This window comes from Flavobacterium jejuense, from assembly GCF_006491595.2.
GTDB lineage: Bacteria > Bacteroidota > Bacteroidia > Flavobacteriales > Flavobacteriaceae > Flavobacterium > Flavobacterium jejuense.
This window is the reverse complement of the sequence record NZ_VEVQ02000003.1, coordinates 82,166-95,709: the sequence shown is the minus strand read 5'-3', so window position 1 is coordinate 95,709 and position 13,544 is coordinate 82,166. Positions and strand designations below refer to the sequence as shown.

The 13,544-nt window shown below is 29.6% G+C and carries 14 protein-coding genes; 5 read left to right on the top strand and 9 right to left on the bottom strand.

The window, feature by feature from the left end; all coding sequences use genetic code 11:
• Position 1 precedes the first annotated feature (1 nt).
• From FIA58_RS05355 to ribD, 3 genes are read right to left on the bottom strand one after another with little or no spacing between them, the layout of a single operon-like run.
• Positions 2-859 carry a DMT family transporter gene (locus FIA58_RS05355; RefSeq protein WP_140960893.1) on the bottom strand — a complete coding sequence of 286 codons (858 nt, stop codon included), beginning with the start codon at positions 857-859 and terminating at the stop codon, positions 2-4.
• Positions 859-1,464 carry an HAD family hydrolase gene (locus tag FIA58_RS05350; protein WP_140960891.1) on the bottom strand — a complete coding sequence of 202 codons (606 nt, stop codon included), beginning with the start codon at positions 1,462-1,464 and terminating at the stop codon, positions 859-861. The genes FIA58_RS05355 and FIA58_RS05350 overlap by 1 nt, the downstream gene beginning before the upstream one ends.
• Entirely contained in the window at positions 1,457-2,518 is a 1,062-nt protein-coding gene (gene ribD / locus FIA58_RS05345) for a bifunctional diaminohydroxyphosphoribosylaminopyrimidine deaminase/5-amino-6-(5-phosphoribosylamino)uracil reductase RibD (RefSeq protein WP_140960889.1), read from the bottom strand. The genes FIA58_RS05350 and ribD overlap by 8 nt, the downstream gene beginning before the upstream one ends.
• 82 nt (positions 2,519-2,600) lie before the next feature.
• On the opposite strand from ribD, the gene FIA58_RS05340 reads away from it, so the two are divergent.
• The 3 genes from FIA58_RS05340 (at position 2,601) to FIA58_RS05330 (ending at position 5,085) form a co-directional block, all read left to right on the top strand.
• Entirely contained in the window at positions 2,601-3,077 is a 477-nt protein-coding gene (locus FIA58_RS05340) for a GNAT family N-acetyltransferase (protein ID WP_140960887.1), read from the top strand.
• A 22-nt stretch (positions 3,078-3,099) separates the two neighbouring features.
• Positions 3,100-3,957 (top strand): peptide chain release factor N(5)-glutamine methyltransferase, encoded by an 858-nt coding sequence (gene prmC / locus FIA58_RS05335; RefSeq protein WP_140960884.1) that lies wholly within the window; start codon positions 3,100-3,102, stop codon positions 3,955-3,957.
• Positions 3,958-4,179: 222 nt separating this feature from the next.
• Positions 4,180-5,085: a glycoside hydrolase family 12 protein gene (locus FIA58_RS05330; protein WP_140960881.1), complete on the top strand. Its 906-nt coding sequence runs from the start codon at positions 4,180-4,182 to the stop codon at positions 5,083-5,085.
• A 69-nt stretch (positions 5,086-5,154) separates the two neighbouring features.
• On the opposite strand, the gene FIA58_RS05325 is transcribed toward FIA58_RS05330, so the two are convergent.
• On the bottom strand, positions 5,155-6,396 hold the full coding sequence (locus tag FIA58_RS05325) for an ABC transporter permease (RefSeq protein ID WP_140960878.1): 1,242 nt from the start codon (positions 6,394-6,396) through the stop codon (positions 5,155-5,157).
• Between the two features lie 207 nt (positions 6,397-6,603).
• Between FIA58_RS05325 and hisS the strand changes: the two genes are divergently transcribed.
• Complete coding sequence (gene hisS, locus FIA58_RS05320; RefSeq protein ID WP_140961511.1) at positions 6,604-8,040, top strand: histidine--tRNA ligase; 1,437 nt, start codon at positions 6,604-6,606, stop codon at positions 8,038-8,040.
• 92 nt (positions 8,041-8,132) lie between these two features.
• A complete protein-coding gene (gene trxB / locus FIA58_RS05315; protein ID WP_140960875.1) occupies positions 8,133-9,080 on the top strand; it encodes a thioredoxin-disulfide reductase in 948 nt (315 codons plus the stop codon).
• Positions 9,081-9,162: 82 nt separating this feature from the next.
• Here the strand turns inward: trxB and FIA58_RS05310 are convergent, their stop codons facing one another.
• From FIA58_RS05310 to FIA58_RS05290, 5 genes are all read right to left on the bottom strand, one after another.
• A complete protein-coding gene (locus tag FIA58_RS05310) occupies positions 9,163-9,681 on the bottom strand; it encodes a hypothetical protein (protein WP_140960873.1) in 519 nt (172 codons plus the stop codon).
• Positions 9,681-10,514: a GIN domain-containing protein gene (locus FIA58_RS05305; protein WP_140960871.1), complete on the bottom strand. Its 834-nt coding sequence runs from the start codon at positions 10,512-10,514 to the stop codon at positions 9,681-9,683. The genes FIA58_RS05310 and FIA58_RS05305 overlap by 1 nt, the downstream gene beginning before the upstream one ends.
• Positions 10,515-10,645: 131 nt before the next feature.
• Positions 10,646-11,386 carry a head GIN domain-containing protein gene (locus FIA58_RS05300; protein WP_140960869.1) on the bottom strand — a complete coding sequence of 247 codons (741 nt, stop codon included), beginning with the start codon at positions 11,384-11,386 and terminating at the stop codon, positions 10,646-10,648.
• Positions 11,387-11,416: 30 nt separating this feature from the next.
• Positions 11,417-13,108, bottom strand: coding sequence for a PspC domain-containing protein (locus FIA58_RS05295; protein ID WP_140960866.1), 1,692 nt, complete (start codon positions 13,106-13,108; stop codon positions 11,417-11,419).
• Positions 13,109-13,113: 5 nt separating this feature from the next.
• Complete coding sequence (locus FIA58_RS05290) at positions 13,114-13,449, bottom strand: PadR family transcriptional regulator (RefSeq protein WP_140960864.1); 336 nt, start codon at positions 13,447-13,449, stop codon at positions 13,114-13,116.
• Positions 13,450-13,544: the final 95 nt, after the last annotated feature.

The window sequence follows — 13,544 nt, the reverse complement described above, 5'->3', positions numbered from 1 at the left end:
TCTAAAAGGATACTAATAGTAGTGCTATAATGGCTAATGCAATACCTATATAATTATGTCTTTTAAGTTTTTCCTTAAATAAAAGAACTCCTATAAGACTTGAGAGCAAAATTACACCAATATTTATTAATGTGAACAATGTAGCGCTCTGAATTTTTTGATTATGAAGAGCTCTTATTAAAAAATACATTGAAAAGTAATTTGGAATACCTAATAAAAAACCGCCAATTAAGTTTTTAAAATGAAAAGTAAATTGATTTTTAATAGTCTGATAAATTAAAACTATAAGCCCAAAAGTAAAAGCGCTTAAGAAAGTAAAAGAGGAAAATAAAGCAATCTCTTCTTCTTTTACCCAGTTTTTTTGAATATAATTCATGCTTGTATCTATGACACCTGAACCAATAAACAATAAAATTGGATATATAAAATTGGAGGGTTCAATTGTGACATCGTTTTCCTTAGTAGTAAAATATACTGCTGCTAAAGCGATAAAAATTCCTATTATTTTTTGCGAACTTAGTTCTTCTTTAAAAAAATAAATTCCAAATAAAACAGGTATGATTAATGACATTTTACTGGCTACTGATGCTACTGAAACTCCGTTTTTTTGAGCTGTTTTTCCCATCGTAAAAAAAATACCAATAAAAAGAATGCCAAGGTAAATACAGTAATATAACCATGGTTTTTCAAAAGTTTCTGTAATAGAAATTTTAGTTTTATTGATAAGTAATCCAACTGAAAAAGCTATAATATAATTAAATATAATAGCTTGTAATGTGTTGATGTTGTATCTGGAAAAAGATTTTAATACAATAAATAAGATACTCGAAAATAAAATAGCTAACAGTAAATAAACCATTAAATTGTTTTTATTATTTCAAGTAGTGAGGTGACATCTTCTGTTTTAGGGTTTATATGCCAAGTTTGTAATCCTACGTTTTTTGCTCCTTCAATATTTTCTAATTTATCATCTACAAATAATGTCTTTTTAGGAACTAAATTATGATTACCAATGATATATTTATAAGTATTCTCATCTGGTTTTCTTTGACCAATTTCAAATGAAAAATAGACTTTTTCAAAACAGCTGTAAAAATCTCTTGCGAAAGATTGACCTACTTTGTGTTCAAACTTATCAATATGAGTAGAATCAGTATTGCTTAAAAGAAATAAACGGTATTTTGATGAAATCATTTGAAGAAATTCAAGGCGATATAATGGAAAATCTAGTAATAAGGCATTCCAAGCTTCTCGAATTGTTACTAATTCGGCTCCATTAGTGTGTTTCTGTACACCTTTAATAAACTCTAATTCATCTATTTTGCCTACCTCATAGCTTTTGTTAAGCTTGTCTAATTCAGAGTTCCATTCTTTAATGCCTAGTTCATGTAATGCTTTTTGGGTGGCATCAAAATCCAAATTGATAAAAACATCCCCAAAATCAAAAATAATCGTGTCAATCATAATTTCTGAATAAGTTTAGTGTATCGTCCATTATGCTAATTGTTTTTTTAGGAATTGAATTGAGAAGAGGAGCTTTTATTCCTGAATTCAATTGATTTTTACCTATAAAAACACGAGCTTCGTCCCATAAATTCAAGTCTATAAAAGATTGTAATGTTTTTAAACCACCTTCAATTATTATAGATTGTATTTCATTTTTGTGCAAACGATTTGTTAAATTTAATAAAAAATCGGCATCAAAAACAATATTTTCGTAAATAATGTTTTTATTTTTTGTTAAAATAATATCTTCTGTAAAGAAAAAAGAAGTTGTTTTTCCGTCTTTAACAGCAAATGATTCTGTAATTTTATTTGATTTATCAATGATGATTCTAACAGGATTTATCCCTTTAAAATCTCTTGTGTTCAATTTTGGATTATCATCAAGGACTGTATTTGTTCCTACAAGAATAGACTGCTCTTCTGCTCTCCATTTATGAACTAATTGTCTAGAATAAGTATTGGTAATCCAAATTGGACTTAATTTTTCTTGCTCTGTTTCTCTTTGTTTTTTATCAGGAGCGATAAAACCATCTAAACTTTCTGCCCATTTTAAGATGATATAAGGTCTTTTTTTAGCATGAAATGTAAAAAAACGTTTGTTCAGCTCATTACATTTGTCTTCTAAAACACCAACAGTAACTGTAATATTATTTTCAATTAGTTTTTTTATTCCACTTCCTGCCACTTTTGCAAATGGGTCTATAGTACCTATAACTACATTAGGAATTTTATTTGCAATAATTAAATCGCAACAAGGTGGTGTTTTTCCAAAATGACTACACGGTTCTAAACTTACATAAATAGTCGCTTTTGTAAGTAACGATTTGTCTTTTACAGTTTGAATAGCATTAACTTCAGCATGTGCTTCACCAGATTTTCTATGCCAACCTTCTCCTATAATTTTATTGTCATAAACAATTACACTACCTACTAAAGGATTAGGATATGTAGTTCCTAAACCATTTTTTGCTAGTTCAATACAGCGGTTTATGTAGAATTCATGTGTGTTCATAGTACAAATGTAGTATTTTTAATATAGAAATTAACTCACATTTGTATCAATTTATGTACTTTTACCATACAAATTTTTGATTATGATAATTAGAAAAATTGAGCAAAAAGATAATGCTCAAATGGCAAAAGTAATTAGAACTGTTTTTGAAGAATTAGAAGCTCCAAAAGAGGGAACAGCTTATGCAGATCCTATACTTGATACTTTATATGAGGTTTATAAAGAAGATAGGTCTATTTATTTAGTGGTCGAAAAGAATGGTCAAGTTTTAGGTGGTTGTGGAATTGCTCCTCTTGAAAATGAAGGAACTCATGTATGTGAGTTACAAAAAATGTATTTTGCTCCTGAAATAAGAGGGACTGGTTTGGCAAAACAAATTATAGGAGATTGTTTACTTTTTGCTAAGCAAAAAGGGTTTTCTTTATGTTATTTAGAAACACTTTCTTTTATGAAAGCGGCTCAAAAGTTATATGTTAATTTAGGCTTTAAGCCTCTTGATGCTCCAATGGGAAATACAGGGCACAACAGTTGTGAAGTTTGGATGACAAGAGAATTATAAAATAAATTAGTACCAAATTAAGATGTTTTTAAAAGAATATAAAGCATATTTTACTTCGCAATTAGAAAGTATAGTTGATGCAATGGAGATAGAGAGTTTCTTCTTTATTATTTTAGAATATTTACATCAAATGAAAAGAGTGGATTTAGCTTTGAATCCTAATTTTGAATTAAATGAAGTTGATTTGGCTAAATGGAATTCTATCTTGAAAGAACTTAAACAGGAAAAACCAATTCAATATAGTATTGGTGAAACCGAGTTTTATGGCTTACGTTTTTTTGTAAATAAAAACACTTTAATTCCTAGACCAGAAACTGAAGAATTAGTAGAATGGATTATAGAAAGTCAGAAAGAAGTTAAAAGTCAGAAATCAGAGCTTAAAATTTTAGATATTGGCACAGGTTCGGGTTGTATTCCTATTGCTCTTAAAATAAATATTCCAAATGCAGAAGTTTCAGCAATTGATGTCTCAGAAGATGCTTTAGTTGTAGCCAAAAAAAATGCTATTGAAAATAAAGCAGAAATCAATTTTATAAAAGTTAATATTTTAGAAGTTACTAATTTAGAGACTCAATTTGATGTTATTGTTTCTAATCCTCCTTATGTAAGAAACTTGGAAAAACATGAAATAAATAAGAACGTTTTAGAATACGAACCTCACTTAGCATTATTCGTTGAAGATAATGATGCTCTACTTTTTTATAGAAAAATAGCAGAACTAGCCAAAATAAATCTTTCAGAAAATGGAATGTTATTTTTTGAAATCAACCAATATTTAGGAAATGAAACTACTCAATTATTAGAATCTTTAGCCTTTAAAAACATCAAATTAAAGAAAGATTTTTATGGGAATGATAGAATGATCTGCTGTAATTTATGATCTACTTTGTGGTTATTTGGTAAAAATAACCTTGTTTCTTTATTATTAGTATAAAAAAATATCTATTTAAATATCAAATTGATAAAAATTGCTTCAATTGTTATAAAGTATGATTGTTTTATTATAGTTTTTTAGTGGTGGTTAAAATACTTTTACAAAACAGTTACTATATCGATGTAGTAAGCTAGTAAAAAATATTTAACTATTAAAAACTATTAAAAGATGAAAAATTATCTATTAATTGCTTGTTTAGCAATGTTGTTAAGTTCGTGTTCAACTGAAGAAGATTTCAATCAAGACAAACAAGATCTTGTAACAGAAACAAAAGATAACGCTACTATTGCTTCTAGATCAGGAACAGTTACAGGTCAATATGGTATTTATCATGACCCTGATTATAGGTGGGCATTTGTACAAAATAATATTTGGTCGTTAGATGATGGCGATTATGGAGCTGATCCTCAACAGTATGTTTGGTATAATGATATTAATAATTGGGGCGTAAAGGCCTATACAACTACTGGGAAATATTCTTACAGTGGTGTAAAATCTTATGCAGGTTTAGTGTATGGAAGACATTATAATAATGTTTCTAGAAATAATAATGGCTTTCCAAAACAAATTAAAAACATCACCAGTAATTTAACAGCAGAATGGAGTATGTATGTTTTAAATGATGGAGGTAGTGGCGCAAAATATAACTCTAGTTTTGATATTTGGTTTGATCCCAATCAAAATCAACAAAGTACAAACAAATATGAAATCATGATTTGGACCAAAAGAAAAGGACAGTGGCCGATAAATGAAAACAACAACATAAACACACCTTGGAAGTCAAATGTTTGGGTATGGAATGCATATTATAACGTATATAAAGGTTCGATTGGACAACAACAAGTACTAACTTTCGTTCAACTTACAGGATATAATGGCAGTAACAACGGAACAGGATATATTAACGCACCTTTAAAAAAATTTATTGATAATGCCGTTAGTTGGGGTTGGATGAGTAATACTAATTACCTGACAAGTATTCAAGCTGGTTTTGAAATTTGTACAGCAGGAACTGGTCCAGCAGATAATCAAAAAGCAAACTTTGTAACCAGTAAGTTTAGTTTAAGAATATAAAAGTTAATTGTCTAAAAAAAAACACCCTTTTCATGTTTTTGAAAAGGGTGTTTTTTTATAAAGTAAACGTTATTCATATCTTAACGCTTCCACAGGATCTAGTTTTGATGCTTTTATAGCAGGATATAAACCAGAAATAATGGTTACGATTAGTGTTGTTATAAAAGCGGCAAACATAGCAAGCCAAGGAATTACAAAAGAAAATCCTGCAACTAAAGAAATAGCAGTTCCTAGTATTATTCCAAAGATAATTCCTAAAAACCCTCCTATTTGACTGATAATAAAAGTCTCAGTAAAAAATTGCCAAGCGATTGTGCTTCTTTTTGCACCAAGTGATTTTCTAATACCAATTTCCCTTGTACGCTCACTAACAGAAACAAGCATAATATTCATAAGAGCAATGGTTGAACCAAAAACGGTTATAGCACCAATAATTACAGCTACTAAGTTAATCACAGCTAAATTTGAACCTAAAGTTTGAATTAAATCGTCACTACGTTCAATACCAAAGTTGTTTTTTTGTATTGGATTTAATTTTCGAATCAATCGCATGGTTAAAGTAGCATCATCAACAGCTTCGTCTAAAAGCGCTTCGTTATGTACTTTAATATCTAAATCATAATTTATATTTGGAGTTGAAAAAATTGAACGTGCAATTTGATTAGGAATTAGAACACGCAAATCTTGACTGTTGCCAAAAGTAGAACCTTTCTCTTTTAAAACACCTATTACTTTAAATTTAGCTCCACGAATAGAAATGGTTTTTTCTAAAGGATTTTTATTTTTAAAAAGGCCTTTCAGAAAGTCAGAACCTAAAATACAAACATAATTATTATTAGCTACATCAAAAGAATTAAAGTTTCTTCCTGTTGTAACTTCCAAACCTTTGTTAGGGCAAAAATTTTCATCAATTCCTATAATATTAATTTCGGGATCAGTTTTATCACCTTGGTGTTTTACTTCAATTCCAGAAGCTGCTGTGAAAGATAAAGACGTAGATGTAAACGGAAAAGTAAATTTATCTTTAAAAGCTTTTGCTTGTGGGTAACTAATTATAGGATTCACTTTTTGTTCAACATCATTTCGATTAATTTCTGCCGAAAAATCATAGCGACTTATTGAAAAAGTATTGGCTCCCATAGAAGCAAAATTTCCAAATAAATTATTTTCCAAGGCCTTAGTCAAGGTAAGAATACCTACTAAAAAGGTAATTCCTATCATGATAATTAAAACCGTTAATGCTGTACGCAACACTTGACCCTTTATAGAGTCTAGAGCTATCCTTGTATTTTCTTTAAATAATCCTACCATAACGACTATTAGACTTTAAAAGAGAAGATTTGTTACATTTTTTTAGTAATTAGTGAAAAGTTATTAGTAATTAGTTTTATAATTTTTCTTAATCAGTAATAAATTCGATATTTGCATTTTAGATGTTCTAAAGAAAATGTAACTATTTATACGGTGCATTTTTCAATTGACACATTGACACATTATCAAATTGACACATTCATAAAAATGGCTCAAAAACCAAGTATACCAAAAGGAACTCGTGATTTTTCACCTGTTGAAGTAGCAAAACGCAATTATATTTTTAGTACAATAAAAACCAATTTTGAAAAATTTGGTTTCCAACCTATTGAAACTCCTTCTTTTGAAAACTCAGAAACCTTAATGGGAAAATATGGCGAAGAAGGAGATCGACTTATTTTTAAGATTTTGAATTCGGGGAATTTTTTCTATAACAAGAAAAGTAAAATAGAGATACCAGAATCTATAGAAGAATTACAAATAAATTCAGCGGAAACAATTTCTATTGAGCAACGTATAGAATTAAATAAATTCACAGGGAAAATCTCAGAAAAAGCACTTCGTTACGATTTAACGGTTCCTTTTGCGCGTTATGTTGTCCAGCACCAAAATGAAATTGAATTTCCATTTAAAAGATACCAAATTCAACCTGTTTGGAGAGCAGATAATCCTCAAAAAGGTCGTTTTAGAGAGTTTTTTCAATGTGATGCTGACGTAGTAGGTTCCAATTCGCTTTGGCAAGAAGTAGAATTGGCACAATTGTATGATTCGGTTTTTAGTCAATTGGGTTTAAATGGAGTTACTATTAAAATCAACAATCGTAAAATCTTATCAGGAATTGCTGAGGTAATTGGTGCTTCTGATAAGTTAATCGATTTTACGGTTGCTTTAGATAAATTAGATAAAATAGGAGAAGAAGGTGTAAAGAAAGAGATGCTCGAAAAAGGAATTTCTGAAAGTGCTATCGAAAAAGTGCAACCTTTATTTAGTTTCACAGGAACAATTTCTGAAAAAATAACAAAATTAGGAGATTTATTAGCTTCTTCAGAAGAAGGAATGAAAGGAGTGGAAGAACTATTATTTATTTGCGATAATGTAAATGAAATTGGTTTACAAACTGCAACTTTAGATTTAGATGTTACTTTAGCACGTGGTTTAAATTATTATACTGGAGCTATCTTTGAAGTGTCAGCACCTAAAGAAGTAAAAATGGGTTCTATTGGTGGTGGTGGTCGTTATGATGATCTAACTGGAATTTTCGGATTAAAAAACATGAGTGGTGTTGGGATCTCTTTTGGCTTGGACCGAATTGCTTTGGTCATCGAAGAATTGGGTTTGTTTCCAGAAACGGTTACTGAAACTTCAAAAGCATTGTTTTTAAATTTTGGATTAGAAGAAGCGAAATACGCTATGAAAGCTGTTGCCAAATTAAGACAAGTAGGAATAAAAGTAGAAATGTATCCTGATGCTACTAAAATTGGTAAACAATTTCAACATGCTGATAAAAGAGGGATTCCTTTTGCTGTAATAGTCGGAGAAGAAGAAATGAGAAACAATCAATTTGGAATTAAAAATTTAGCTTCAGGCGAACAAGAAAAAGTAGATTTTGAGGTCCTGTTAAATAAGTTGCAAGAGAATAAATAAAGCTTATTGTAAAATAGTTATTTTGTAAGTAATAGTACATTTCATTTGCCTCAAAATCCTTACTTTTGGAGCTTCAATAAATACAATAGATCATGTCAGATACAATAGAAAAAGTAAAATGTTTAATAATAGGTTCTGGACCAGCAGGTTATACTGCAGCGATTTATGCAGCTAGAGCGAATATGTTTCCAGTTTTATATCAAGGGCAACAACCTGGAGGACAATTAACTACTACAAATGAGGTAGAAAATTTTCCAGGTTATCCTGATGGTGTAACTGGACCAGAAATGATGGTGCAATTGCAAGAGCAAGCGAAACGTTTTGGTTCAGATATACGAGATGGTTGGGCAACTAAAGTAGATTTTTCAGGAGCTATTCATAAAGTATGGATCAATGATACGATTGAAATTCATGCAGACACTGTAATTATTTCTACAGGAGCAACTGCTAAATATTTAGGATTACCTTCTGAACAAAAGTATCTACAATTAGGTGGTGGAGTTTCGGCTTGTGCTGTTTGTGACGGTTTCTTTTATAGAAACCAAGAAGTGGTAATCGTTGGAGCAGGAGATAGTGCTTGTGAAGAAGCACATTATTTATCTAACATTTGTAAAAAAGTAACTATGTTAGTTAGAAGTGATAAATTCAGAGCTTCTAGAATTATGGAAGAGCGTGTTAGAAATACACCAAATATTGAAATTTTATTACACACAGAAACGGAAGAAGTTGTGGGTGATGGTCAAGTTGTAACCGCTGTAAAAGCTAAAAACAGAACTACAGGTGAAGTTACAGAAATTCCAGCAACAGGATTTTTTGTAGCGATAGGTCACAAGCCAAATACTGATATTTTTGCAGATTATTTGGATTTAGACGAAACAGGATACATTAAAAATATTCCTGGAACTGCTAAAACAAATGTAGCAGGTGTTTTCGTAGGTGGTGATGCTGCTGATCATGTTTATAGACAAGCTATTACTGCAGCTGGAACAGGTTGTATGGCTGCACTAGATGCTGAGCGTTACTTGGCTGCAAAACATTAAAAATTAAGTTTTTAAAATAGTAAAGAATGTCATTCTAAAAGTTATAATCGTATAAGATTTGTTTCGTTTAGAATGACATTTTTTATTCTCTAAACAATCTCGCTTTTTGAACATTCATAACTGGATAGGATAAGACTTCTGGATTTTCCTCAGTATTATCTCCTGATTTTTCAACTTTAGTTTTATGGGTATACATAATTTCAAAATCAACATAGTTTTCTTTGAAATGTTCTGTAGTAGTGAGTAAGCTATTTTGTACTTCAAAAATCGAATATAATGTATTGTCTTTTACTAACGCATTTAATAAGATACCGTTATTTTCATCTATAATAAATACTCCTTTAGCTTTGTCTTTTTCTATTAAAGTATATTTTCTTTCTTGGTTCGTTTTATCAGATTTGTAAATAATTGTGTAACGGTATTTACCAATAGTATCTGTAGGTAATAAATGTAATTCCATATCAATTACTTGATTGCCACTTTGGTTATAGATATTCAATTTACCTTTATATTTTCCAAAAAAATCAGTTGGAAAAGTTTTAGTATTTTGACTAAAACTAATACTTGTAATAAAAAGGAATAAAAGAATATTTAATCGCATTAGTTTTCTTTTTTATATAAAGTAGTTGTGTTTGTGAATTTTTTTATTTCAATTTTTGGTTCACCAAATAATTCAATTTGGGTTTTTCCAGAAGCAGAAATAGCAATGTCATTAATTGCTTTTACTTCGCATTTTGCATAGTTTTCAATTGTTAAATCTACAGAAGCCACACTAAACTTATTGGCTATTAAATTAGCATTATTGTCTAATCTTATTTTCGCATTAGTGGCATCTCCTTCAATTTTTGCCTCTGCTCTTTCATAAAGATCTATTTTAACTTCTGGTGAAGCTACTAAAGCTTTAAGTTCAGCATTTTTGCTAAGTTGAAGAGTAGTATTTTGAGCTTTTACATTAATTTCTGCTTCTGATTTGTCATTTAAAATTAAAGTAAAAGAAGTAGAGTTTACATTTAAGTAAGAAACCGAATTATCAAAGTTTTTGATAGTGATGCTATCTAGTTGTAAGGCATTTAGAGCGTGTAGTTTGGCATCGTTTTTTACAGTAATTAACTTTAATTCAGACGCATAATTGATACGTAAATCAAATTTTTTAGCACTACTAACTGTCTTTAGAGTTGTAATGCGAAGTGTATTTCCTGTTATAGAAAAATTAACAACATCATGTAAATTATCATCTGCTTCAATTTCGATAGATGGTGTATCTGCTTTTACTAGATAAATTTCAATATTATCTTCAATTTCAATATTTTCAAAACTTTCAACCTCTTTTATAGTATGGGTAATAATTTTGGAACCTTTAATTTTGTCTTTTTTTTGAGCTAAACTAATGGTGGATGAAAATAACACTAAAAGTAAAAATGCAATTTGTTTCATTTTAATAAATTATAATTTGACGGATTAAACTATTCAATAATCATTCCAAAAGTTTTTTTAAAATTGAATGTTTAACTTAAGACAAATATAAAAAAAAACATCAGCTGTAGACTGATGTTTTGTAAAAGATGTTATTTTGAATGAACGCTTCCGCCCGAGCTTTCTTCTACTTGTAATGAATTCGGTTTAGTAACGACATTAATACTACTTCCACTTGAGGCATCGGCTTTTAATTCATTGATAACATTAACTCTTGTAGAGCTTCCGCTAGAAGACTCAGATTGTCCATTTTGAGCAATTAGTTTTCCTAAACTGATGTTGCTTCCGCTTGAAGACTTTGTGTTTAGTGTATTGGTTTTCCCTTTAGCAATTATAGTACTTCCGCTACTGCTTTCACAAGATAAAGTATTGGCAACAACGTCAATGTTTATAGTACTTCCACTGCTAGACTCTACTTCTAGGTTCTCAAAATTTAGTTCTTTGTCACTAGTAACACTAGCACCACTAGATGATGATAATTTGTTTAAATTAGAGGTAGAAACATATACTTTTTTAGCTTGTGAATCTAAAATATTAACATCCGAATAAATTACAAGTGTTCCTTCTTTAATTTGGGTAAAAATATGATCTTGCAGATTTTCATCGGCTTTAACCACAATCTTGTTTGTATTATCTTGATTAATGATTACATCTAGCCCATTTTTAGCCGAAATAGCATTAAAGTCTTCGGTTACAGTTCTACTTACTTCTACTATTTTTCCGTTTCCAGAGATAGTTTCGTTATTCCAATTTGAATTTACGCACGATTGTAATAACAATACTGAAATGATTGTTACAATCGCTTTGGTAATTTGAATAATTAATTTAGTCATGACAATTTGTTTATTAGTTGTTATTTTAATTTATTCAGTTTCAATGCTAAGTTTATCTTCAGTTACATTGATTTTTAATTCTTTGTTGTTTAAACGAATAGACATGTTTTCAACTCTTTCTGAATCATCGTCGTCGTCGTCGTTTTCCTCCTCAGGACAATTGGTACATATCACTTTATTATCTTCTACTTTGTAAACATAGTCATCTGAACTATAATGTAGATTGAAGAAATCGTTATCAGACCAATCATAATCTTGTACGCTTTCATCAGGTTGTACATAAGTACCTTTTGGTAAATAGATGTAAATATTGACTTCTTGGTCTCTAAATTTATTTCCAAAAGCAGTTATGAAATAATTGTCTAAATTAACTCTATTTCCTTGAATGTCAAAATTATATCTAATTTTTTCTGAACGACTAGTAGCTTCTTTATGAGATTTTCCAGTAGCTGACCTTTCTACTTGTATGAAAGGTTGGTTTTCTTCTGTTTTAAGAAAATGTACTCTCACTTTTGTAGAATAAATAATTTCTTTATTGTTTTCATCATGTCTGTATTTATGATTTTCTCTTTCATGAATACTTTTTGCATAATAATTATTGTATTGCATTCTTACATGTAAGGTATCTGTGGGTTGTATAAATAATTGTTCTTTTTTTACCGTTTTACCTTCAAAACCTATTGCAGTAGCTTGCTGTATTCCTAAATATGTAATTCCTATAATAGATACAATCCAGACAGCTAACAAAGAGTATTTGAAATAATTTCCAATAGATTTCATATTATTTACTAATAATTTTAAGCCAAGTATTAGTAAGAAAAATAAAGGTATTCCAACACTAAATAACAATAATAATCCCTGAATCCACATAGGAACATCAAAGTCCAATGGTGTATGGATATTGTTAAAGATATATGAGTTAGGTAATGATGATGAAAATATCATAAATAAAGAACTTACGATAATACCTAACAATACTAAAGCTGAAAAGAAAATAATAAATACACCAACTATTTTTGCAACTATTTTAAAAAAGCCAAGGAATAAATCGCTTAATGTTGAACCAATTTGATTTGCACCAGATCTTGCAGAATTTGCAATTTTTTGGTGATCTAAATTATTTATTTTATCAGTAATTTCATGTATTCCTTCTTTAACTTTTTTTTCGATATTTGAAATATTGATAGGTTCTCCTCTCATTTCTAGTTTTTGAGAGGTAGTTACAGCTTCAGGAACTATAATCCATAAAAGGAGATAGATTAATATTGGGCTACCTACACCAGCTACAACAATTAACACAATACCTAATCGAATCCAAAGCGGATCAATATTAAAGTAGTGACCAAAACCTGCTGAAACACCACCTAAAATAGCGTTGTCTTTATCTCTAAATAATTTTCTTGATTTCCCCGTTTTTGTAGTGCTAGTATACGAAGAATCATTAGAATAAGATGTCTCTTCATCTATTTTATAGTCTTCTGGTTGTCCCATAATAGCAATAACCTCGTCTATTTCAGTTAGACTAATAACTTGTTTTTCGCTCTTAATTCTTTCCTGAAAAAGTTCTGCTATTCTACTTTCTATGTCTTTTATTATCTCATCTCTTCCTTCTGGAGAAAGTGATCGTTTCACAGCATCAAAATAACGTGTTAATTTTTGATACGCATCTTCATCTATATGAAAAAAGAAACCTCCTAAATTTATACTAATTGTTTTGTTCATGACTATTATTTTTGACTAGTTTGTGTTATTATATTCACTGCATCAGATAATTCTGTCCAAGTGTTGTTTAATTCATTTAAAAATTCTTGACCTAATTCGGTTAATCCATAATATTTTCTTGGTGGTCCAGATGTAGATTCTTCCCAACGATAACTTAATAAGCCATCATTTTTTAACCTAGTTAATAAAGGGTAAACAGTTCCTTCAACTACTAGTAATTTCGCGTTTTTTAGAGTCTCTAGAATTTCAGAAGTATAGGCATCATTTACTTTTAATACAGAAAGGATGCAGAACTCTAAAACACCTTTTCTCATTTGAGCTTTTGTGTTTTCAATATTCATAATTCATTTTGTTTTTAATTAAACTGTTCATTTTTTGATTTTTCTGTTCCAAATTTTAATAAGGTTCAGACGATTTGATTGATTGATTTGATGAT

Coding starts and splice junctions, on each gene's coding strand:
- FIA58_RS05355 (WP_140960893.1), bottom strand. CDS start 859: ATGGTTTATTTACTGTTAGCTATTTTATTTTCGAGTATCTTATTTATT.
- FIA58_RS05350 (WP_140960891.1), bottom strand. CDS start 1,464: ATGATTGACACGATTATTTTTGATTTTGGGGATGTTTTTATCAATTTG.
- ribD (WP_140960889.1), bottom strand. CDS start 2,518: ATGAACACACATGAATTCTACATAAACCGCTGTATTGAACTAGCAAAA.
- FIA58_RS05340 (WP_140960887.1), top strand. CDS start 2,601: ATGATAATTAGAAAAATTGAGCAAAAAGATAATGCTCAAATGGCAAAA.
- prmC (WP_140960884.1), top strand. CDS start 3,100: ATGTTTTTAAAAGAATATAAAGCATATTTTACTTCGCAATTAGAAAGT.
- FIA58_RS05330 (WP_140960881.1), top strand. CDS start 4,180: ATGAAAAATTATCTATTAATTGCTTGTTTAGCAATGTTGTTAAGTTCG.
- FIA58_RS05325 (WP_140960878.1), bottom strand. CDS start 6,396: ATGGTAGGATTATTTAAAGAAAATACAAGGATAGCTCTAGACTCTATA.
- hisS (WP_140961511.1), top strand. CDS start 6,604: ATGGCTCAAAAACCAAGTATACCAAAAGGAACTCGTGATTTTTCACCT.
- trxB (WP_140960875.1), top strand. CDS start 8,133: ATGTCAGATACAATAGAAAAAGTAAAATGTTTAATAATAGGTTCTGGA.
- FIA58_RS05310 (WP_140960873.1), bottom strand. CDS start 9,681: ATGCGATTAAATATTCTTTTATTCCTTTTTATTACAAGTATTAGTTTT.
- FIA58_RS05305 (WP_140960871.1), bottom strand. CDS start 10,514: ATGAAACAAATTGCATTTTTACTTTTAGTGTTATTTTCATCCACCATT.
- FIA58_RS05300 (WP_140960869.1), bottom strand. CDS start 11,386: ATGACTAAATTAATTATTCAAATTACCAAAGCGATTGTAACAATCATT.
- FIA58_RS05295 (WP_140960866.1), bottom strand. CDS start 13,108: ATGAACAAAACAATTAGTATAAATTTAGGAGGTTTCTTTTTTCATATA.
- FIA58_RS05290 (WP_140960864.1), bottom strand. CDS start 13,449: ATGAATATTGAAAACACAAAAGCTCAAATGAGAAAAGGTGTTTTAGAG.